This is a genomic window from Xanthomonas sp. NCPPB 1638, from assembly GCF_041475635.2.
In the GTDB taxonomy this organism is placed as follows: domain Bacteria; phylum Pseudomonadota; class Gammaproteobacteria; order Xanthomonadales; family Xanthomonadaceae; genus Xanthomonas; species Xanthomonas cucurbitae.
Genome location: NZ_CM192984.1, coordinates 4207650 through 4229343, shown reverse-complemented (window position 1 = coordinate 4229343; position 21694 = coordinate 4207650). Strand labels below are relative to the sequence as shown.

General features: G+C 68.6%; 20 protein-coding genes. 7 read left to right on the top strand and 13 right to left on the bottom strand.

Translation table 11 applies throughout. The features are described 5' to 3' along the window. Positions 1–143: 143 nt before the first annotated feature. The gene (locus ACCQ13_RS18380) at positions 144–359 is read right to left on the bottom strand and encodes a hypothetical protein (protein ID WP_159407727.1); all 216 of its coding nucleotides are present in this window, start codon (positions 357–359) and stop codon (positions 144–146) included. Positions 360–465: 106 nt separating this feature from the next. On the opposite strand from ACCQ13_RS18380, the gene ACCQ13_RS18375 reads away from it, so the two are divergent. After that, positions 466–1242 carry an SDR family oxidoreductase gene (locus ACCQ13_RS18375; protein ID WP_104603767.1) on the top strand — a complete coding sequence of 259 codons (777 nt, stop codon included), beginning with the start codon at positions 466–468 and terminating at the stop codon, positions 1240–1242. A gap of 169 nt (positions 1243–1411) precedes the next feature. Here the strand turns inward: ACCQ13_RS18375 and ACCQ13_RS18370 are convergent, their stop codons facing one another. From ACCQ13_RS18370 to ACCQ13_RS18330, 9 genes are all read right to left on the bottom strand, one after another. Then, positions 1412–2047 (bottom strand): hypothetical protein, encoded by a 636-nt coding sequence (locus tag ACCQ13_RS18370; protein WP_104603766.1) that lies wholly within the window; start codon positions 2045–2047, stop codon positions 1412–1414. Positions 2048–2052: 5 nt separating this feature from the next. After that, positions 2053–2823: a hypothetical protein gene (locus tag ACCQ13_RS18365; RefSeq protein ID WP_104603765.1), complete on the bottom strand. Its 771-nt coding sequence runs from the start codon at positions 2821–2823 to the stop codon at positions 2053–2055. Positions 2824–2901: 78 nt separating this feature from the next. After that, positions 2902–3465, bottom strand: a complete 564-nt coding sequence (gene tsaC, locus ACCQ13_RS18360; RefSeq protein ID WP_159407726.1) for an L-threonylcarbamoyladenylate synthase type 1 TsaC — start codon at positions 3463–3465, stop codon at positions 2902–2904. Between the two features lie 8 nt (positions 3466–3473). Continuing rightward, complete coding sequence (locus ACCQ13_RS18355; RefSeq protein WP_104603763.1) at positions 3474–5966, bottom strand: DNA topoisomerase I; 2493 nt, start codon at positions 5964–5966, stop codon at positions 3474–3476. Positions 5967–6148: 182 nt separating this feature from the next. Further along, a complete protein-coding gene (locus ACCQ13_RS18350) occupies positions 6149–7414 on the bottom strand; it encodes an RDD family protein (RefSeq protein ID WP_372372316.1) in 1266 nt (421 codons plus the stop codon). A 40-nt stretch (positions 7415–7454) separates the two neighbouring features. Further along, positions 7455–8174, bottom strand: coding sequence for a pilin (locus tag ACCQ13_RS18345; RefSeq protein WP_159407724.1), 720 nt, complete (start codon positions 8172–8174; stop codon positions 7455–7457). A 40-nt stretch (positions 8175–8214) separates the two neighbouring features. Continuing rightward, positions 8215–8688 carry a DUF494 family protein gene (locus tag ACCQ13_RS18340; RefSeq protein WP_104603760.1) on the bottom strand — a complete coding sequence of 158 codons (474 nt, stop codon included), beginning with the start codon at positions 8686–8688 and terminating at the stop codon, positions 8215–8217. A gap of 42 nt (positions 8689–8730) precedes the next feature. Beyond that, entirely contained in the window at positions 8731–9867 is a 1137-nt protein-coding gene (dprA, locus tag ACCQ13_RS18335; protein ID WP_104603809.1) for a DNA-processing protein DprA, read from the bottom strand. A 71-nt stretch (positions 9868–9938) separates the two neighbouring features. Next, the gene (locus tag ACCQ13_RS18330) at positions 9939–11075 is read right to left on the bottom strand and encodes a LysM peptidoglycan-binding domain-containing protein (protein WP_104603759.1); all 1137 of its coding nucleotides are present in this window, start codon (positions 11073–11075) and stop codon (positions 9939–9941) included. 131 nt (positions 11076–11206) lie between these two features. Here ACCQ13_RS18330 and def point away from each other — a divergent pair, with 131 nt between their 5' ends. The 5 genes from def (at position 11207) to ACCQ13_RS18305 (ending at position 17524) form a co-directional block, all read left to right on the top strand. Beyond that, a complete protein-coding gene (gene def, locus ACCQ13_RS18325; protein ID WP_104603758.1) occupies positions 11207–11719 on the top strand; it encodes a peptide deformylase in 513 nt (170 codons plus the stop codon). Between the two features lie 380 nt (positions 11720–12099). Then, a complete protein-coding gene (gene fmt / locus ACCQ13_RS18320; protein WP_104603757.1) occupies positions 12100–13023 on the top strand; it encodes a methionyl-tRNA formyltransferase in 924 nt (307 codons plus the stop codon). After that, positions 13023–14333 (top strand): 16S rRNA (cytosine(967)-C(5))-methyltransferase RsmB, encoded by a 1311-nt coding sequence (gene rsmB, locus ACCQ13_RS18315; RefSeq protein ID WP_159407723.1) that lies wholly within the window; start codon positions 13023–13025, stop codon positions 14331–14333. Before fmt ends, rsmB begins: the two co-directional genes overlap by 1 nt. Before the next feature lie 43 nt (positions 14334–14376). Then, a complete protein-coding gene (locus ACCQ13_RS18310) occupies positions 14377–16098 on the top strand; it encodes an ArnT family glycosyltransferase (protein WP_104603755.1) in 1722 nt (573 codons plus the stop codon). Positions 16099–16246: 148 nt separating this feature from the next. After that, positions 16247–17524, top strand: coding sequence for an O-antigen ligase family protein (locus ACCQ13_RS18305; protein ID WP_159407722.1), 1278 nt, complete (start codon positions 16247–16249; stop codon positions 17522–17524). Between the two features lie 81 nt (positions 17525–17605). On the opposite strand, the gene ACCQ13_RS18300 is transcribed toward ACCQ13_RS18305, so the two are convergent. Next, positions 17606–18430, bottom strand: a complete 825-nt coding sequence (locus ACCQ13_RS18300; RefSeq protein WP_159407721.1) for a glycosyltransferase family 2 protein — start codon at positions 18428–18430, stop codon at positions 17606–17608. Here ACCQ13_RS18300 and ACCQ13_RS18295 point away from each other — a divergent pair, their 5' ends adjacent. Then, the gene (locus ACCQ13_RS18295; protein ID WP_159407720.1) at positions 18431–19489 is read left to right on the top strand and encodes a CDP-glycerol glycerophosphotransferase family protein; all 1059 of its coding nucleotides are present in this window, start codon (positions 18431–18433) and stop codon (positions 19487–19489) included. Between the two features lie 89 nt (positions 19490–19578). Here ACCQ13_RS18295 and ACCQ13_RS18290 read toward each other — a convergent pair whose 3' ends face one another. Continuing rightward, positions 19579–21084 (bottom strand): PH domain-containing protein, encoded by a 1506-nt coding sequence (locus tag ACCQ13_RS18290; protein ID WP_159407719.1) that lies wholly within the window; start codon positions 21082–21084, stop codon positions 19579–19581. Then, a complete protein-coding gene (locus ACCQ13_RS18285) occupies positions 21081–21620 on the bottom strand; it encodes a PH domain-containing protein (RefSeq protein ID WP_104603750.1) in 540 nt (179 codons plus the stop codon). Before ACCQ13_RS18285 ends, ACCQ13_RS18290 begins: the two co-directional genes overlap by 4 nt. Positions 21621–21694: the final 74 nt, after the last annotated feature.

Sequence of the window (21694 nt, the reverse complement as noted above, 5' to 3'; positions counted from 1 at the left end):
CGTTTTTGTGGAGCGGGGGCGGCGGTGTTGCGCAATGGGCGCAGCGCGCAGGCGGCGCGCGTGGGATGTGCATCTAGTGCGATGCCTTGGAGTGCACGCTGTCCTGTCGCGCCCGGGGGCGCTCCTACAGGAGCGTGGCGGGCTTATTGCGTGGCGGCATCGATGGCCTTGCGTTGATCTTCCGCGGCCTGATCGGTGGCCGCCTGCACCGCATGCGCGGCGTTCAAGGGTTGCTGGATGTGGTCGCGCAACGCGGTCGCCTGCGGCTCGGGTTTCTGCTCGGTGGGGGCGGGTTGCGGGTGTTGGCAGGCGGCCAACAGTAGCGCCACAACGGCGGCAAGCATCCAGGGCAATTTCATCGTCGTGACCTCGCGCGGTGTGACGGTATCCTAACGCCGCTGCCGCAGCGGTGCGTCAACGCATTGCTGCGGCCGATTTCTGCGTCTTGAAAGAGGATCACCCCCCATGACTACGCACCGCTGGCGGCTGGATGGACAGACCGCGCTCATCACCGGCGCCAGTGCCGGTATTGGCCTGGCCATCGCCCGCGAACTGCTCGGCTTCGGTGCGGACCTGTTGATGGTGGCACGCGACGCCGATGCATTGGCGCAGGCGCGCGACGAACTGGCCGACGAGTTTCCGCAGCGCGAGTTGCACGGCCTGGCGGCCGATGTCTCCGACGACGAAGAGCGTCGCGCGATCCTGGACTGGGTGGAAGACCACGCCGATGGCCTGCACCTGCTCATCAACAACGCTGGCGGCAACATCACCCGAGCGGCGATCGACTACACCGAGGACCAGTGGCGCGGCATCTTCGAAACCAACGTGTTTTCCGCCTTCGAACTCTCGCGTTACGCACATCCGCTGCTGACCCGGCACGCGGCCTCGGCGATCGTCAATGTCGGCAGCGTCTCGGGCATCACCCATGTACGCAGCGGCACACCGTATGGCATGACCAAGGCCGCGTTGCAGCAGATGACGCGCAACCTGGCAGTGGAATGGGCGCAGGACGGCATCCGCGTCAACGCGGTGGCGCCGTGGTACATCCGTACGCGGCGCACCTCCGGGCCGTTGTCGGATCCGGACTACTACGAACAGGTGATCGAACGCACGCCGATGCGCCGCATCGGCGAACCGGAGGAAGTTGCTGCCGCAGTCGGTTTCCTGTGCCTGCCGGCTGCCAGCTACATCACCGGCGAATGCATCGCGGTGGATGGTGGCTTCCTGCGGTACGGGTTCTGAGTGCGACGACATGGTCCCGCGAGGTGCGCGGTAGCGCAACAGTAGGCGAGCGCGTAGCGTTGCTCTGGCGTATTCGCTTGCGGCAGCGGCGTTGCTGCGAGAACTGTCGACACATTCCGTGCAAGGGTCGTTGCAGCGACGCAGCGCCGCCCGTGATCGGGCCGGGTACTTACGGCGTGGCGGCGGGGGTGGCGCAGCGGCTTTCGTCCAGCACGCGCCGCATCTGGTCGTAGCGCTGTTTGCGCTCGGCCGATTGCGCCTCGTCGGAAAAGCGCCAGGTCGATTCGGCCTGCTCGGCACGTGCGCGCCAGGCCTCGCACAGGCGCTGGTCCGGCACTGGTGCGCAACGGTCGGTGACCACTTCGCAGGCGCTGCCGCCACCGGTGGCCGGGCCGCCAGCCAGGTTGGTGGTCTGCATCGGCAGGCAGCGCGTGGCCGGTTCGCGGTCTTCGGTGAAGTAGCGGCCATTGTCGTGTGCGGTGCATTCGAACAATGGCGGCGGGGGCAACGTCGAGGTGGGAGACAGGGCCGGTGGCGGCGCCGTGGCCGCTGTTGACGCAGGAGCGGCCGGCGGGGTGGGCGACACCGGTGCGGGACGCGTCACAGCCGGTGCAGGCGCGCCGCCCGGCGTGAATGGCACCGCCGCCGGTGCGGTCATCAGTTTTTTCTGCTGCTGCATGCCCTTGGGGCACGGCATGTTCTGCACCGTGAGCGCGCCAGCGGGGTCGGTGCAGCGATAGATGGCCACCGGCTGGGCATCGCTACCCGACACCCAGGCCAGCAGCAGTAAAACGGCCAGGCGCATGCACGTCATGCGCCACCGCAATCGCGTTGCTGGCGCGCTTCGATGCCGCGTTGTTCGCGGCTGAGGTCCACGCGCTCGCTTTGCAGGGCGCTGTTGTAGCGACGGATCAGCTCCCAACGACGGTCGGCCAGGCGCGCGCACACTTCCTGCTCGGGCAGCGCATGGCATTCGTCGCGGATCTGCACATTGCCGTAGGGCACGATCACCGTGCCGCCATAACCGCCTTGATAATTGCCTTGATAGCGACCCTGATACCCGTCGCTGCCGAAGCTGGCACTGCCGCGGATGCCGCCGCCGCGTCCGGGGCCGCCCTGCACCGAGAGTGCTGGGCGCGGGTTGATCGGTACAGGCGGGCGCAGGGTGCCGGCCGGTGGCGCAGGCGAGGCGATGCCATTGCCCACATAGGCCGGCCCCCAGGTCGGCACCCAGCGCGGGTTTCCTTCCGGGCTGTCGCTAGTGTAGCGGGTGCCATCCTCGGTGGTGCATTCGTACATCGGCTGCGGCGGTTGCACGGTGACGATGCGGACCTCGCGCGCGGGCGGTGCCGCCGCCGCAGGTGCCTGCACGGCGCGGGGGCGAGGGGGCGGGTCCTGCGGGCGTTGCATGTCCAGCACCTGCTGGCGACCGCTGCTGCAGGGCGCGTCCTGCAGGGCCACCGTACCGGTGCTGCTGACGCAGCGGTAGACCCGCACGTTCGGGTCGGGCTTGGTGGCTGTGCTCGCCGCCGCTGCAGGCAGCGCGCCGGCCAACAACAGAAGGGTCAGGGAAGTCCGCATGGCCTGAGTGTGCGCGCTCGGCGGCCGCGCCGCAAAGTGCGCGGCCACCGCTGGCGATGCAGCAGGCCGGCTGGTGAGCTAGTCGCGCAGGACCTGGCCGCTACGCGCATCGCGGATGGTGGTGGGCTGGGCGTGCCCGCCGACGTCGCCGGCCAGCACGCCGTCGATGGCGGTCAGCAGGGCCGGGTCCAGCGCGTCGCGGCTGCGCGCCGGCGGCTGCCCGGCGAGGTTGGCGCTGCTGGATACCAGCGGCGCACCCCAGGCCGCGCACAGCGCCGCCACCAGTGGATGGGCGCTGATGCGTACCGCCAGCCCGTCATGCGTGCCGGTGACCCAGCGCGGGGCGCGGCCGGTGATCGGCAGGATCCAGGTGTTCGGCCCGGGCCAGCTGGCCAGCACAGCCTGTCTGCGGGCCGGTTCCAGTGCGTCCAGGTCGACCCAGTCGCGCAACAGCGCCACATCGGAGGCCACCACGATCACACCCTTGTCCACCGGCCGCCGCTTGATCTGCAGCAGCCGCAGCACCGCCGCTTCCTGGGCCGGGTCGCAGCCCAGCCCCCACACCGCTTCGGTGGGGTAGGCGATCACGCCGCCCTGGCGCAGGGCGGCGACAGCGCCATCCAGGCGGAGTGCGTGATCCATGGCGTGGCTCAGCCTGCGGCCTTGCTCGCGGCCTTCTTGACCACGCGCTTGGTCGCCTTCTTGGCGGCGGCCTTCTTGGCCGGTGCCTTCTTCGCCGCCGTCTTGGTGGCCGCGGTCTTGGTCGCGGTCTTCTTGACGGCCGTCTTCTTTGGCGCCGAATCCTTCACCGCAGTCTTCTTGAGCGTGGCCTTCTTGGCACCGAAGCCCTTGCGCACCGGCTTGCCGGTGTCGGCCAGCAGTTGCTGCACTTCCTCGAAGGTCAGCGAGGCCGGCTCGCGGTCCTTGGGGATCTTGCCATTGAGCTTGCCATCGCTGATGTACGGGCCGAAGCGGCCGTTGAGCACCTGGATGTCGCTGCCGTCGAATTCCTTGATGACGCGGTTGCGTGCGATCTCTTCCTTCTCTTCGATCAGGAACACCGCCCGCGCCAGGTCGATGGTGTACGGGTCGTCTTCCTTCTTGAGCGAGGCGTACACGCTGCCACGGCGCGCGAACGGACCGAAGCGGCCGATGCCGACGCTGACGTCCTGATCCTTGTCTTGACCGAGTGCGCGCGGCATCTTGAACAGTTCCAGCGCATCTTCGATGGAGATCGAATAGATGCTCTGGCCCGGACGCAACGAGGCGAAGGTCGGCTTTTCTTCGTCTTCCACGGTGCCGATCTGTACCATCGGGCCGAAGCGGCCGATGCGTGCGCTCACTTCCTTGCCGCTGACCGGGTCGGCGCCGAGCACGCGCACGCTACCGGCATCGGTCTTGTCCAGCGAATCCTTCTTGTCCTCCACCAGTTCCTTGAACGGGCCCCAGAACTTCTCCATCAGCGGGATCCACTCGGCTTCGCCGCGCGACACTGCATCCAGGTCGTCTTCCAGATTGGCGGTGAAGTCGTAATCCACGTAGCGGGTGAAGTGCCCGGACAGGAACTTGGATACCGCACGGCCCACATCGGTGGGACGGAAGCTGCGGCCTTCCATCTCCACGTACTTGCGGAACTGCAGGGTCTGGATGATCGAGGCATAGGTGGACGGCCGGCCGATGCCGTATTCCTCCAGCGCCTTGACCAGTGCTGCTTCAGTGAAGCGCGGCGGCGGCTGGGTGAAATGCTGGTCGGTGACGATGCGGTCCAGCGGGATATTGTCGCCGGCCTTCATCAGCGGCAGCTTGCGGCCTTCATCCTCGTCCTCGCTGCTCTTGGTGTCCTTGCCTTCTTCGTAGACGGCCAGGAAACCTGGGACCACCACGGTGGTGCCGCTGGCGCGGAACACGTGTTGGCTGCCGGCCGACAGGTCCACGCTGACGGTGTTGAGCGTGGCCGGGATCATCTGGCAGGCCACCGCGCGGCGCCAGATCAACTCGTACAGGCGGCGCTCGTCGTCGGACAAGAAGCGCGCCACCTGTGCAGGGGTGCGCAGTGCCGAGGTCGGGCGCACCGCTTCGTGGGCTTCCTGCGCGTTCTTGGATTTGGTGGTGTAGGCGTTGGGCTGGTCCGGCAGCGAGGCGGTGCCGAAGTCACGCGCGATCACGTCGCGGATTTCCGCCAGCGCGTCCTGCGACAGGTTCACCGAGTCGGTACGCATGTAGCTGATGAGGCCGACCGAGCCTTCATCGCCCAGCGCCACGCCTTCGTACAACTTCTGCGCCACCTGCATGGTCTTGCGGGTGGTGAAGCCCAGCTTGCGCGAGGCTTCCTGCTGCAGCGTGGAGGTGGTGAACGGCGGGGCCGGGCGGCGCTTGCGCTCCTTGCTGGCCACGTCGGTGACGTGCAGTACGCCCTGCGCGGCCTGCTGGATGCGCAACCGCGCCGCTTCGGCGGTATCGCCGTCGGTGACGGTGAACTGCTCGAACTTCTGCCCGTCCAGCTTGATGAGCCGTGCATTGAAGGCCTGCGAGGGATGCCGGCAATGCGCGTCGATGGACCAGTATTCGCGCGCGATGAAGGCTTCGATCTCTTCCTCGCGCTCGACGATCATGCGCAGCGCCGGCGATTGCACGCGGCCGGCCGACAGCCCGCGCTGCACCTTGCGCCACAGCACCGGCGACAGGTTGAAGCCCACCAGGTAGTCGAGCGCACGGCGCGCCTGCTGCGCATCCACCAGGTCGGCGGCGATTGCGCGCGGCTTGAGCATGGCCTCCTTGATCGCGCGCGGGGTGATTTCGGTGAACACCACCCGCTGCATCGGCTTGTCCTTGAGCAGGCCGCGCTCTTTCAGGATCTCGGCGATGTGCCAGCTGATCGCCTCGCCCTCGCGGTCCGGGTCGGTCGCCAGAAAGATGTCGTCGGCGCCCTTGGCGGCGCGCGCGATGGCTTCGACGTGCTTTTCGTTCTTCTCGATCAGGTCGTAGCGCATCGCGAAGCCATTGTCCGGGTCGACCGCGCCCTCCTTCGGGACGAGGTCGCGCACGTGCCCATACGAGGCCAGGACGGTGAAGTCCTTGCCGAGGTATTTATTGATCGTCTTGGCCTTGGCGGGCGATTCGACGATGAGCAGGTGCTTGGGCATGGTGGCAACTTCTTGGGGCAGAGCCCGGGGGGCGGGTAGCGTGGCCTAATTGGCCGGTCGAGGGAAGCAGATCGGCCGTTTCCCACACGTTAACGCCCGGGGAGTGCTCCCGGGCGTTCAGTTGGCCGATTAGAAAGATCACGGCGGACGCCGCCGTGTCAAGCGGCCGGCACCGCGAACTGCTAGCTCCGGCTCATTCCGATCGTCGCCATCACGAGCGCGCCGACCACGATGGACAGCACCAGCAGCACCGCATAGATGATCAGTACCACGATCGAGACCGTATCCAGTCCCTTGGACTGCCGCTCTGGATGGTCGGTGAAGGCCCAGCGGTCCACCACCAGGGTCTTGCACACCTTGTCGTGCGGGGCCTGCTTGCGCGCGCTCATGCCGGCCATGAAGGCGGCCACGATCACGCCGATGCCCAGGGTGAGCACGCTGATTAGCATGTAGGCCACGTAGCGCAGCAGGTTGCGCCAGAAGCCGACCCGGGCGCCATGGCTGTCGGCGCGCACCACCTTGATGCCGCAGGCGAGCTTGCCCAGGCTGGCCTGGAGCCGGCTGGACTGCATCCAGGCGAAGTACAGCGTGGGGATGGCCAGCCCGATGCCGTAGGCCAGCACCAGCAGCGCAATGCTGAACGCGCTGCCATCGTCCAGCGCAGCGCCGGCATCGCTCATCCCGGCACTGAAGGCCAGCAGGAACACCAGCGGGATCACGATCAGGTAGACCGCAAAGGTGGTGACCAGGCTGTCCAGGATGCTGGCCGCCACGCGGCGCCACAGGCCGGCGTAGACGACCGCTGCGTCAGGTGCTGCGCTGCCGGCGAACGGTGCGGAGCCGGCCGGGGTATCCCAGGCGGTTGGCAGCGGCTTGGTGGTCGATGGCGGTTGACGTGGGGATGCCGCTGCCGAGGTCGGGAGTGGCGCCGTGGCATCCGCTGCACTGGACCAAGATGCATCGCTTTGCGACCCCGCCGGGCCGCTGGCGCCGGACAGGGGCTGCGCGGCGTCCGGGTGCAAGGCCGTCTGCAGCGGGTCTTCTGCGCGTGAGCCGGGCAGCGGTGAGGCAGTTGCGGGCGCCACGGGCGCGCTGGCGGCAGCTGGCGCTGGCTCGGCCGGCGCGTCCGGCTTGGCCACGACAGGGGTTGCCTGCTGCGACCAGTCCTGCTCTGTGGCATCGGCGGTCGATGTGCCCGCCACTGGCGCCCCCTCCTTCGCCAAGCCGACCGCAGCGGGATCGGCGGCCGGCGGCGCGGAGGCCGCTAGCGGCGCATCCAGCCCCAATTCGGCCGCGACATCGCCCAGCGTCACCCACTGTGGCAGGCCTTCGCGCCAGACCAGGCTGCGACGGTCGACCAGGCCCCGCGACAGGCGTGCGACCAGCGTGTCCGTGTCCACCGGCCCCTGGCGTTGCCGCTGTGCGTCGGCGTAATACCACTGCGTCATGAATGTCCCCTTGATGGTGCGATGTGCGTGCAGCAGCCGCTCAGCCGCGGCACTGCTGCGGAAGTTGGTGGTCGTCGATCTCGGAACTGCAGTGCCAGCGACCGGCATCGGCATCGAAGTCCAGCCACAGGACCTTGCCGTCGATCCTGGGCGAGTCCGGTGACTGCAGCAGCGCTTCGATACCGCAGTTGGCGGTATCGAAGCGGCCGATCTGCACGCTGGCCAGCACATCGGTCGCGTAGTGTTCCGGCGGCTGGAAGCCGGCGTCGGCATTGACCGGACAGCGGCCTTCGCGGGCACGGAAGGCGGCAATCTGCGGCTTCAGCGGTGCCAATGCGGTAACTGCCTGGGTGACCTTGGCGCGGGCCAGGTAGTCCTTGTAGGCGGGCACGGCGATCGCTGCCAGCATGCCGGCTGCGGCCACGACGACGAAGCCGCCGATGATCGCGATCAGCGTCAACACCAGCGGCCAGCCCGAGCTTCTCGACGGGTGGGGCGTCGTCGCAGCGGGGCGGGCATGCCAGGCATCAGGTGCCGCCATCGGTAGCGGCGGTGGAGCTGGTGCAGCGTGCAGGTCGGTGGACACCGGCGGGCCGAGTTCGTCGGCGCAGGCGGAGAGCGGCTGCCACTGGTCCAGTCCGTCGCGCCAGACCGGCGTGTCCAGGGCGATCTGGCGATCGCGATACAGGCCGCGCAGGACCTCGTCGGTCACCGGGCCACGCCGCTGGTGGTTGCCTCCGGCGTAATACCAACTGCTCATCCCCGTCCCCTCGCGCGCACGTCCATGGCGGCTTCAACCTTTAGTGTACGGGTTCAGGCTCGTCCAGGAACATCTGGGTTTCCATCCAGGCATAGGCCGCCTCTGCGCCCGGTTGGTTGAACAACACCATCAGCACCACCCACTTGAGGTCGTCCAGGTCCAGCTCGTCCTGGTCCAGCGCCATGGCGCGGTCCAGCACCAGCTCGCGCTGGTCGGCGTCGAGGATGCGCTGCTGTTCGAGAAACAGCAGGAAACCACGGCAATCCACATCGAGCTTGTCCAGCTCCGGGCCGTGGTAGATGCGCACTGGTCCATCGACATGCGGGCTCGCCACACTGGGCCGCTGCTCGGAGAGCGCGTCCAGCCAGTCGAACGCCTTGCTGATTTCTGCGGGGCTGAAACCGGCCTGGATCAGGCCATTCTGGAGCGAATCACGGTCGCGAACCAGGTCCGCGTCTTCGCTGAAATAGTGTTCGAACAGGTACAGCAGTACATCGAGAATGCTCTCTTTCATTGCCCTCGGCCTGCGTCGCGCGACGCTGTGGAGGTGAAGAAACTAGGGATTGCGGGTATAGCGACCGTGCTCGACAACCACGTCTCCCTCCAGTTCCATGATGAGCAGCATGGAGGACAGCGCTGCGGCCGTCAATCCAGTGCGTTGGATCAGTGAATCCATAGGGGTGGGGTCGTGGCCCAGTGCCTGCCACAAGCGCTGGTAGTCGGGGTCCCGGCGTGCCGGGGCGGAGCCGGACGATCTGGCGGAAACAGGAGTGGGGGCGGCCAGGCGCTCGCGCAAGGCCGCAGCCAATTCGCCCGAAAGCAGTTGCAGCCCATCGAGGACCTGGGCAGGTTCCTGCGCCAGGGTGGCGCCTTGCCGGATCAGGTGATGACAGCCGCGCGCGAGCGGGTTGTGCAGCGAGCCGGGCAGGGCGAACACCTCGCGCCCGGCCTCGGCGGCCAGGCGCGCGGTAATCAGTGCGCCCGAGCGCATCGCGGCCTCGACCACCAGGGTGCCCAGCGCCAGTCCGGCGATGATCCGGTTGCGGGCCGGGAAGTGCGCCGCCACCGCGCCGGTACCCGGCAGGTATTCGCTGACCACCGCGCCGCGTGCGGCGATACGCTCACGCAGGCGTTGGTGATGGGCGGGATAGGCCACATCCACGCCCGTGCCGACCACTGCCACGGTCATGCCGTCGGCGTGGGCCAGCGCGGCCTCGTGCGCGTTTGCATCCACGCCGGCGGCCATGCCGCTGACGATGCCCAGCCCGGCGCCGGCCAGGCTGGAGGCAAACGCGCGGGCATGGTCGCGCCCGCCAGCGGTGGCCGAGCGGCTACCGACCACGGCCACGCCGGGATGCCAGAGCGCGGCCGGGTCGCCATCCACGAACAGGGCCAGTGGTGGATTGGCGATGTGACGCAGCAGCGCGGGGTAATCCGGATCCTGCCAGCCGACCAGATGATGCCCGGGCTGCGCGCACCAGTGCAGGGCGGCTTCCAGGGCGGGCGCGTCAGGTGCCTGCAAGCGGGCTGTCTGCAGTGCATCGCAACCGGCTGCGCGCCAGGCATCCGGCCCGGCCGCCAGTACGCCGGCGGGGCTGGCGAAGTCGCCCAGCAAGGCGCGCCGTGGCGGGCTGCGGCCACCGGCCAGCAGCAAGGTCAGCAATGCGCGGAGATCGGAGTCGGTGTGGGCCATGTGCATAGCCTGGGCCGCAAACGACGACGGCGCCCTCAGGCGCCGTCGCGTGATCGCATCGGAATTGACGCTTACTGCGCGTCAGGATGCTTGACGAAATACCCCAGGCCGGTCGGCTTGGCGCTTTCCATCACCAGCGCGTAGCTGACCTTGTCGTAGGTGCGGAACACCATCGCGTGCGAGGCGTATTCGTCGGGCAGGCCAACGGTGGACCCGGACGGGCCGTCGAAGTCGTCATCGGTGCGCGAGAAGCGCGCGTGCTTGACGCGGTCGCTGACCGTGCGGCCCTTGCGCCAGATCGAGAACACCGTGCCGTTGTTGATGCCTTCGCGGGCGCCGCCGGAAATGGCGATCACATCGCGGGTGCCACCCACGATGAAGGCGTCGGAGACGGCCAGCACGCGCAATTCGGTCTGCAGCGCCTGTTCGGACGGCGGGTGCGGAATGAACTGCAGGTCGTAGGGCTGCGCTTCCACCGCCACGATGCGGTCGCCGGCACGCACTTCGCGGCCGCTGTCCTGCAATAGCAGGGTCGCTGCCTTGGAGTTGCCGCCGGCCGCGCTGCGGGTGATGGTGCCGACGTTCACCTGGGCCAGTTCGTAGCCGAGGAACTCGCGGCGCGTGCTCGGCGCGATGAAGTTCTTCCAGATATTGCCGGCGCCAGCGGTGGTATTGCCCGCCATGTCCAGGTCTTCGTTGTGCTTGGGCAGGGTGAACTTCACGGTTGGGCGCACCACCGCAAAGCGCTGGCCCGGCTGCGCGTCCTCCAGGCCGACCACATAGGCCACCTGTCCGGAGGTGGCACGCGAGCGGCCGCCTTCCAGGCCGACCACGTAGGGCAGCTCGTCGAAGTCCTCGACCACGCGCAGGTTCTTCAGGAACGGCTCGACGTCGGCCAGTGGAATGGCGTTGATCGGCGCTTCCTGGCGCGGGCCGGGCTGGACCGTGCCTTTGCCGACGCGGTCCAGGTAGGCCAGGCTGATGACGTCGCCCGGGTAGATCAGGTGCGGGTTCTGGATCTGCGGGTTGGCCTGCCAGATCTCCGGCCACAGCCACGGTTTTTGCAGGAAACGCCCGGCAATGTCCCACAAGGTATCGCCCTTGCGGACCACATAGGTGTCTGGATGTTCGCCCACCGCTTGCGCGGCAGCGTAGGTCGCGACGGTCAGCATCGCCGCAGCGACGACCGTACGAAGTCGGTTCAACATGAGTGCCTTCTTGCCTGATTCCCCAACAGGTCCGCGCACTATAGTCCAGAAACCGGGGCGCTACGCAAGCATTGCGCTAGAATGACACTGTCTTGCCGGCGCTGGGCCGGTGTTCCCAGACGGGTAATCGCATGGCTGTGCTTCCTATCGTTGAATTTCCCGACCCGCGGCTGCGCACCAAGGCCGTGCCGGTCGACGCCGCCGAGGTGGTCAGCCCGGCGTTCCAGACGCTGCTCGACGACATGTTCCAGACCATGTACGAGGCGCCCGGCATCGGCCTGGCTGCCAGTCAGGTGGACGTGCACAAGCGTTTCATGGTGATCGACGTCAGCGAGGAGAAGAACGCCCCGCAGGTGTTCGTCAACCCCAAGATCCTCACCCGGCAGGGCGAGCAGGTCTACCAGGAAGGCTGCCTGTCGGTGCCGGGCATCTTTGCCGACGTCAGCCGCGCCGAGACGATCACCGTGCGCTATCTCGACCGCCAGGGGCAGGCCCAGGAGCTGAACACCGATGGCCTGCTGGCGGTCTGCATCCAGCACGAGATGGACCACCTGGACGGCAAGTTGTTCGTGGACTATCTGTCGCCGCTCAAGCGTGAAATGGTGCGCAAGAAGCTGGCCAAGCTGCGCAAGCATGTGGCTTGAGGGCGGGGATTGGGGAGTCGGGATTGGGGATTGGCAACGGCGGTTCTGCGCGCGCTGCTGATTGCCCGAACTTGGTCACCCCATTGCGCGCAGGCGGAAGGATGGGGCCGCTGGGCCGGGATGCCAGGGTGGTATCGCGCTTTGATGCGGCGCCGTCTGCCCGCTTGCACGGACACGCCGCGCCGGTGAGCCACGGTTTTCCATCCGAATCCCGCTGCACCGCCTTATCCCGCTGCACCGCCTTTCCGGCCCTGGGGCACTCACCGCCACCGCTGTCGCCACTCAAGCGCTGACGCCTCCCACTGCACCGGCCCCGGTTCCGCCTCGGTCATCCGGCTCCCGCCGTTGCCAATCCCCACTCCCGAATCCCGAATCCCCTTATGAGAATCGTCTTCGCCGGTACCCCGGACTTCGCTGTCGCTTCGTTGCGTGCCGCCGCGCAGCGGCATGAAGTGGTGGCGGTCTACACCCAACCCGATCGCCCGGCCGGGCGCGGGCGCGGGCTGACGCCGTCGCCGGTCAAGCTGGAAGCGATCGCACGCGGCATTCCGGTCTACCAGCCGCAGACCCTGCGTTCGCCCGAGGCGCTGGCCACGCTGCGCGGTCTTAAGGCCGACCTGATGGTGGTGGTGGCCTACGGCTTGATCCTGCCCAAGGCGGTGCTGGCCGCGCCGACCCACGGCTGCTGGAACGTGCATGCCTCGCTGCTGCCGCGCTGGCGTGGCGCCGCGCCGATCCAGCGCGCGATCGAAGCCGGCGATCGCGACACCGGGGTGTGCCTGATGCAGATGGAAGCCGGGCTGGATACCGGCCCGGTGCTGCTGTCGCAGCGCATCGAGATCGGCGAACAGGAAACCGGCGGCCAACTGCACGACCGCCTGGCCGCGCTGGGTGCGCAGGTGCTGTCCGACGGCCTGGGGCTGCTGCGCGCCGGTATCCGCCCGGTGGCGCAACCGCAGCCAGCCGAAGGCGTGACCTATGCGCACAAGCTGGACAAGGCGCAGGCGCGGCTGGACTGGGCGCAGCCGGCGCAGGAGCTGGCGCGGCGCGTGCGGGCGTTCAATCCCTGGCCGGTCGCCGAGGCGATCCTGGCCGGCGAGCGCGTGCGCCTGCATGGCGCCGTGGCGCTGGAGCTGGCGCATCAACAGCCTCCGGGCACCTTGCTGGCCGCCAGCAAGCAGGGCATCGACATCGCCTGCGGGCAGGGCGCGCTGCGGGTGCGCGTGTTGCAGCGTGAGGGCGGCAAGGCGATCACCGCCGCCGACTACCTCAACGCGCGTCGCGACCTGCCGGCGCTGCGCTGATGACGACCGACACGGGGGCGGCCGGCGTCGCCTCGCGCCTGGTGGCGGCGCGGGTGCTGACGGCCGTGTTCGATCAGGGGCGTTCGCTGAAGGCCGAGCTGGCCACGGCGCTGCCCGGCCTGGCCGACCCGCGCGACCGCGCGCTGGTGGAGGCGATCTGTTTCGCGGTGCTGCGGCGCCGGCCTGCCTACGACGTGGCGCTGCGGCAGTGGCTGGAGCGCCCGCTGCCCCCGCGCGACGCCGAACTCAAGGCCTTGCTGATGGCCGGCTTCGCCCAGCTCGATGTCCTGCAACTGCCCGCGCACGCGGCCTTGTCGGCCACCGTGGAGGCCTGCCGTGCGCTGGGCCGGCCGCGTCAGGCCGGCATGGTCAATGCACTCCTGCGACGCGCGCAGCGCGAAGGATTCCCGGCGGTGGCCGACGATGCCGGCTGGCCATCGTGGCTGCGCAAGCAGCTGCGCACGGACTGGGGCGCGCGCGCCGAGGCCATCTTCGTGGCGAGCGCGCAGATGGCGCCGATGTGGCTGCGCGTGCATCGCGGGCGCACCGACCCGGCGGCCTATGCGGTGCGGCTGGCCGAGGCCGGCATCGCTGCACACACCGACCCGGCATTGCCGGATGCGTTGCGGCTGGAGGGCGCGGTGCCGGTGAGCCAGTTGCCGGGCTTCGCGGAGGGCGTGGTCTCGGTGCAGGACGGCTCCGCGCAGCAGGTGGCCGATGCGCTGGTACTGGATCCCTCGGCCCGCGTGCTCGACGCCTGCGCTGCGCCCGGCGGCAAGGCGGCGCATCTGCTGGAACGCCATCCCGGCGTGCAGCTCACCGCGCTGGACGTGGATGCGCGCCGCCTGGAGCGCGTGCGGCAGACCTTGCAGCGCACCGTGCCGGATGTGCTGGTGGCCTTGCACGCCGCCGACGCCGCCGACCTGGCGGCGTGGTGGGACGGCCAGCCCTTCGATGCGGTGCTGCTGGATGCACCGTGTTCGGCCACCGGGGTGGTGCGTCGGCAACCGGACGTGCTGCTGCACCGCCGCGCCGACGACATCGATGCGTTGTGCGCCCTGCAGGCGCGCCTGCTGGATGCCACCTGGCGTACCTTGCGGCCCGGCGGGCAGTTGCTCTACACCACCTGCTCGCTGCTCGCGCGCGAAAACCAGGGCCAGATCGCCGCATTCCTGCAGCGCACGCCCGGTGCGCAGGCGCAACCGCTGGGTGCGCCGTTCGGGCATGTGGCAGGGCCGGGGCGGCAGCGCTTCCCCGGCGAGCAGTCCTGCGACGGTTTTTTCTATGCGCGTCTGCTAAAAACGTCCTGATCGTCCGTGCGCTGACCGCAGCGCTCCCCAGCCCGTGGCCACCATGTCAAAACCCCGCCCTTCCCTGGATTTCTGGTTACTGACGATCACCGCAGTGCTGGTGATCGGTGCCGGCCTGGGGCTGCGCGATCCCTGGCCCTCGGACGAGCCGCGCTTTGCCCTGGTCGCCAAGCAGATGGTGCTCAGCGGAGACTGGCTGTTCCCGCATCGCGGCAACGAGCTGTATTCGGACAAGCCGCCGATGCTGATGTGGCTGCAGGCGCTGTTCTACACGGTCTTGGGCAACTGGCGGGTGGCCTTCCTGCTGCCCTCGCTGCTGGCGGCACTGGGCACGCTGGTCTGCGTCTACGACCTGGGGCGGCGGCTATGGACCCGGCGCGTGGGCGCTTATGCGGCATGGATGCTGCTGTTCACCCTGCACTTCACCTTCCAGGCCAAGAAAGCGCAGATCGATCCGCTGGTGGTGTTCTGGATCACCCTGGCCAATTACGGGCTGCTGCGTCACTTGCTGATGGGGCCGGCGTGGCGTTGGTGGGCGCTGGGCTGGTTCGCCGCCGGGCTGGGGGTCATCACCAAGGGCGTGGGCATCATTGCGCTGCTGATGCTGATCCCGGCCGGGATCGCCGCGGCGCGCGGCTGGCCGGGCGTGCGCGTGCATGTGCGCGACCGCCGGTTCTGGCTGGGGCCGCTGCTCTTCTTCGTCGCCATCGCGCTGTGGTTCGTGCCGATGATGGTGACCGCGCTGACCGCCGGTCAGCCTGAGTACCGCGTGTACCTCAACGACATCCTGCTGCGCCAGACCGCCAAGCGCTATGCCAGTTCCTGGGATCATGCGCAGCCGGTGTGGTACCACCTGCAGAGCATGGCCACGATGTGGCTGCCGCCCATCCTGCTGCTGCCGTGGGCGATCCCGGCGTGGCGGCGGCGGTTGCGGCGGCGCGATGCGCGCTACCTGCTGCCGCTGGCGTGGTGGCTGCTGGTGCTGGTGTTCTTCACCATTCCCAGCGGCAAGCGCGATGTCTACATCCTGCCGGCGCTGCCGATGTTCTGCCTGGCGCTGGCACCCCTGGCGGCGGGCCTGCTGCGCCGGGTGGGCGTGCAGCGGTTGCTGTTCGGTTTCGTGGTGCTGCTGACCGTGGCGTTCACCGCGGCTGGGGCAGCGATGCTGATCGGGCACCCGGGGTTCGAGCAGAAGATCATGGACAGCCGCGGGGTGGGCAGCGAAGCCACCGACCCACTGGGCTGGCTCTTGTTGGCAGTGGGCAGCTGGGGCGTGGCCAGCGTGCTGTTGCTGCGGGTCCGGCGCTCCGCGCTGGCGGTGGCCTCGTTGCTGGGGGCGTGGTGGGTGGCGTTCGGCCTGGTCTGCTATCCCATCTTCAACGACTCCAGCTCGGCCGGCGCGGTGATGCGCGAGGCCGGGCGCTGCGTCGGCCCGGAGGCAGAACTTGGCCTGGTGGCCTGGAAGGAACAGAACCTGCTGATGGCCGATCGCCCGGCACGCACCTTCGGCTTCAAGGTGCCCTGGGACGTGCAGTTGCGCGACGGCGTGGCGTGGCAGGCCGCCCGCCCGCAGCGTCGTTGGCTGATGGTGCAGGAAACCGCACTGCTGGGTTGCGTGGACCGCAGCCGTAGCGTGCTGGTGGGGGTGGCGAACCGGCGCCGCTGGTGGCTGGTGCCCGCCGACGCCGTGCAGGGCGACTGCGTGGCCAGCGCCACGGAGAAAGCCGTGGAGGCACGCGAGCAAGGCAACCTGGACACCGAATGAGTCGGCCGCAGCGCAATCGTCCACCCGACCCGAAACGTCGCCGCCTGCCGCTGTCTAGCAACGATTCATGCGGCGCAGCGTTAGCTTGGCCGGCGTCGCCGCTGCTGGGCATGGGCGCTTCCCTTCATTCCTTGCCATCGAAGTGCCGATGACTTTCTCTTGTCCCCCGTCCACTTCGCCCACACCGCTTGGCTCCATCGCATCGTCGCGGGCGGGACGGGGCATCGCCGAGCTGGGTCTGTTCTGCCTGACCGCGTTGGTGGTCAGCATCCCCGGTGGCCTGCTGCCGTTTGGCCTGTGCCTGTTGCTCGGTACGTTGGTTGGGTGGCGCGCGTTGGGTGCCGGTATCGGCGCGCGCCGCTGGCCGTTGCGGACGCTGGGCTGGCTGACGGTGGCGGTGATCGCGATGTCGCTGCTGTCGATCGCCTTGTTCGAGCCGGCGTTACGCGATGTCGACAACCGCTCGCGCTTCCTGGTGCTGCCGTGGGCGGCGCTGTGGGCCTACGCCCTGCAGCCGCGCCAGGTCTGGCTATGGCGTGGAGCGCTGGTTGGCGTGTTCGCGGCCACGTTGATCGCCGTGGTGCAGGTCGGTAACGGCGCCGACCGTGCCGAGGGATGGACCAACGCCATCGTGTTCGCCGACCTGACGGTGCTGTTGCTGGTGGTGGTGGCGTTCTGTCGGCCGGTCGGCGGCATGCGTTGGTTGCTGGGTGCGGCCATCGCCGCGGTGGTGGTGATTGTGCTCAGCGGTAGCCGCGGGGTGTGGCTGGCCGCGTTGCTGACGCTGGGCGTGCTGATTTGGGAGGCACCCTGGCAGAGCGCGCGGCTGCGGTTGTTGAGTTTCGTGGGCAGCGCGGCGGTGGCGGTGGCGGTGGTCGTCAGCGTGCCGGCGCTGACCGAGCAGATGCGTCTGGGTGAATTGCAAAGCGATCTACAACGGTATGAGGTCGGCGATGCCGATTCGTCGGCCGGGGCGCGCATCGAGCGTCTGCAGGTGGCCTGGGACACGCTGCTGGCGCACCCGCTGACCGGCGTGGGCGTGGGCCGTTTCGACGATGCGATGCGCGAGCTGCCGGTCTGCGCCGGCGATACCTGGAGACTGCGGTGCCACCTGGGCCATGCGCACAACGACCTGGCCGAATGGGGTGCCACCCAGGGCGTGCCGGGGGTGTTCCTGCTGTTGGCGGTCTATGGGATTCCGCTGTGGATGTTCGTGCGCCTGCACCGGCGCAGCGGGCAGACGCAGTTCCGCGGCCCGGCGGCCGCCGGGGTGATGATCGTGGTCGGTTACGCCTTGTGCGGGCTGACCCAATCGATGTTCGCGCACCAGATCTCGGCCAGCTTCTACACGGCCATGGTGGGCGTGCTGACCGGCCTTGCGGTGCGTCAGGCGGAGCAGGCCAGGCAAGCGCTGGGCACTGCCTGAGCTGCGCGTGCCAATGGCGCCTGGCATGCCGAAGTGTCGGCGGCCGATTGCCCACGGCACCGCCCGCCGCGCACGCCGCATTCAATCGTCACGCCGATCCGATGTGCGCGGTGGGTCCTGCACGGGCTGGTCGTGCTGCAACAGCCACAGCATGATGGTCTTCTGGCGCACGTAGTTGGCGCGCACGTAGGCATAGATCAGACCGTGCCAGCCATCGCGAAACCCGCCACGCAGCAGGTAGCCGCGCCAGAAGCGCCAGGCCGGCGCCAGCACCAGCTTGCTCCAGGTGGCGCGCTTGCCGCGTGCGTGATCGTGTTCGGCCATCATCTGCGCATAGCGCTGGGTCTTGGCCAGTTGTTGTGCCAGCGAGCGGTAGGGGTAGTGGATCAGGTCGCCGGCCAGGGTGATGACCGCGCCATCCACGCTGGCCGCTTCGTGGATCTCGCGCTTGCCGCGCCAGCCGCCACGGCGTCGGTCGAACAGGCGCAGCACGTGGTCCGGATAGGCATTGCCGTGGCGCAGGAAGCGACCGAAGTAATCCGACAGCCGCGCAAATCGGTAGCCGGCGGCGCCGGCGAAGCCGGCATCGCGCGCCGCGAGGATGGCATCGCGCAGGGTGTCGCTGATGCGTTCGTCCGCATCCAGGCACAGCACCCAATCGTGGCTGGCCTGCTGGACGCAGTAGGCCTTCTGGCTGCGGTAGCCGTCGAAGGCGCGTTGCAGCACGCGCGCGCCCTGCGCGCCGGCGATGGCGGCGGTGGCATCGGTGGAGCCGGAGTCCACCACCACGATCTCGTCGCAAAATGCCAGCGAGGTCAGGCAGTCGCGTAGGCGATCGGCCTCGTTGAACGCGATAATGCAGGCGCTGATGCGCGGCCGTTGGTCGGGTGCGGTCGAAGAGGACATGTGATGGCCGATTACCTGCTGTTCGCAACGGAACGTTACGCCTTGCCTATTCTGGCGCCATTGGCGCAGGCATTACAGGCCCGTGGCGATGCGGTGTCCGCCTGGTACGAAGGCGGCGCGCGCGGCCTGACGCTGCCGGGCGTGCGCGAAGTGGGCTTGCGCGACGCACTGGCCTTGCGTCCGCGTGCGGTGTTCAGCGCGGCCAACTGGGTGGCACCGTTCGTGTCCGGCGCCAAGGTGCAGCTGTTCCATGGCTTCAACGTGCAAAAGCGCGAAGACAACCGTGGGCATTTCCGCGTGCGTGGGCTGTTCGATCTGTACTGCACGCAAGGCCCGGCCACCACCGCACCGTTCCGTGCGCTGGCCGCGCGCGAAGGGCATTTTGCGGTGGCCGAGACCGGCTGGCCCAAGCTCGACCCGGTGTTCCGCGACGATGGCGGACACAGTGCCGCACTGCGCGCCCCGGCCAACGGACGCCCGACGATCCTGTTCGGTTCCACCTTCACCGAGCGGTTGAGCGCGGCACCGGTGCTCTTTGATGAGATTGCCGCCGACATCGCGCGCGGCACGCGTTACTGGTTGCTGACACTGCATCCCAAGTGCGCGCCGGAATTGTTCGATCGTTATCGCGCGCTGGCCGGCGCCAATGCACGCTTCGTCGAGCCGGAAGAGGTGATGGCCGCGCAGCGTGCGGCCGACGTGCTGGTGTCGGACACCTCGTCGATCGTGTCCGAGTTCGTGGTGCAGCACAAACCGGTGGTGACCTTTCGCAACCGCGTGCCGCAGCCGCATATGCTCAACTTCGCGCAGCCCGAGCAACTGCCGCAACAGCTGGCGCGCGCGCTGGCATCGGATGCCGAGTTGCGTAGCGCACTGGCCGCCTATGCCGATGCGATCCACCCGTATCGCGACGGGCATTCGTCGGAGCGGGTGATTGCCGCCACCGAGGACTTCATCGCCGGCAGGCTCGGCACATTGCGCAGCAAGCCGCTGGGCGCGCGATGGCGAGGACTACAGATCCGGCGCGAACTTGGCTATTGGGGTCCGGCGCAGCATTGATGGCCACTGGTCGATCGCTGCCGAGATAACGCTGCCAACAGCAACGTCCACCCGATCCCGATTCCCCAATCCCGATTCCCGATTCCCGATCACCAGCGCAGCTTGCGACGGGCCAGCGCGGCGCCAAGTTGCGCCTGCAGCGCCTGCGCCTGCACCAAGGGCACGAAGCGCAACCGCAAGGCCGGGCCGGTGGCGCTGGCACCGGCGGTGTCCAGCCACAGCGTGGCGGTGCCGGTCAGGCGATCCAGCGGTGAGCGTTGCAACTGCAGTGCCTGCAACTTGTCCAGTTCGGCCAGCCGCCACCAGCGCTTCCACCAGCCACCGCGCACGGCCACGTAACGCGCATCCACGGCATAGCCCATGCGCTGCACCTGCCGGTAGGCCTTGAACGCACTCCACGGTAGCCACAGCAGCAACCAGGCCGCCTGATGGCCAAATTGCCACGCCAGCGCGGCCACCAGTGGCAGCAACAGCAACGCCGTCGGCAGGCTCAGGCGCCACCAGCAATGGGTGGCGATGGCCTGCCACTGCGCCGGCGGCCAGGCGATACCGGGCAACAAGCGCTGCAACAGGGCATCGCAGCGGTGTGGGTCGGCGATCGGTGCCAGCTCCTTCAATGCGCTGTCCTGGTTGTCGCCCGCGCCGGCCACCGCGGTATCCACGCGCAACTGACGGCGACCGAACAGCCGATGCAGCCGGCTTTCGTACACGGTCCACGCCTGGATGCGCCGCAATGCCACGCTGCTGCGGATGCGGGTCAGCAGGCCGCGTTCCACGGTGAGGCGGCGTTCCGATTCGCTCAGGTGGAAGCCGTGGTACTGCGCCACGGCCAGGGCCACCGACAATGCGCGCATCGCCAGCAGCACCGCCAGGCAGGCGATCGTCACCAGCGTGGCGGTCACCGCAGCGCCCGGGTGCACCTGGCTGACATAGCGGTAGGCCAGCTCGCCGTTGGTTTCGATGAAATTGGACGCCACGCGGCGCGGAATCAGCTGGTAGATCACGCCGAAGGCGGCAGCCACCACCACCATGCCGCGGTTGGAGATCAGGCCCAGGCGGATCACTTCGGCCACCGGCAGGCGCAGCAGGGTGCTGTGCTCTTCCATGGGCGCGGCGAGCGGCGCGGCATGGTGCACGCGGCGCCGGATCAGGTCTTCCAGCGCCAGTGCCTGGTCCAGCCGCAGCACGCGCATCTGCGCTTCCGGCTTGCGGCCGCCGGCCGATTCCAGCCGCACCTCGGCCACTCCCGTCAGCCGGTGCAGCAAGGATTGATGCACCACCACGTTGTGGATGCGGGCGAACGGAATGTCGCGCCGGCTGCGTTCGAGCAGCCCACTGCGGATGGCCACGCTGTCCTGGCCGATGCGGTAGCGATAGGTGAAGTAGCGCAGCACCGAAATGACCACCAGCGCCGCGATCACCAGGCCGGTGGCGATGTGATCGGCCGAGTCGCGGTTGCCGTCGCGGCTGCCGAAGACGATCAGGGCCACCAGCGGGATCAGGAACTGGCGGATCTGCTGCAGCAGCACGAACACCCACGACAGCGGATGCAGGCGCTGCTCGTCGTCGTCGCCGGCGTGCTGGACCGCACTCACAGCGCGTCGTCGTGGTGATCGAGCTGGCGCGCAAGACGGTCGCGCAAGCGTTCGGCATCGGCCTGATCCAGGCCAGACAGCGCCACGGCGTTGAGCCGGCTGCCGGCGGTGTGTACCACCAGCGTGGTCAGCCGCGTGGCGCGTTCGATCGGGCCGCGGCGTAGGTCGACGTGCTGCACGCGCGACATCGGAACCCGGGTATCGCTTTGCCACAGATGGCCGCGCTGCAGCGCCAGTCCATGCGTGTCGAGTTTCCACAGCGTGAGTCGGTGGCGTTTGACCGCCAACCAGGCACCCAGCAGCGCAGCCACCAGCATGACGCCCAGCACGGCCGGCCAGTACCGCCAGACGTGCAGCACCGTCGCGGCCACCCCGGCCGCGATCAAGGCCGTGCCGCCGCCGCCCAGCGCACCATTGACTGCCGCCACGTAGGCACCGCGTTGCGGCAGCTGTTGCCACTGCGCATGGTCCGGGACCGGCGGCGTGGGCTCTGCGCGAACCAGGATGTCGGGGTGCGGCGGTGGTGCGTCGTGCACGAGGCGGGCCTGCTAAAGCGGTTCGCCAGCATAGCCGGGCACACGGACGCTCTGCATCCGACGCGGCGCCGATG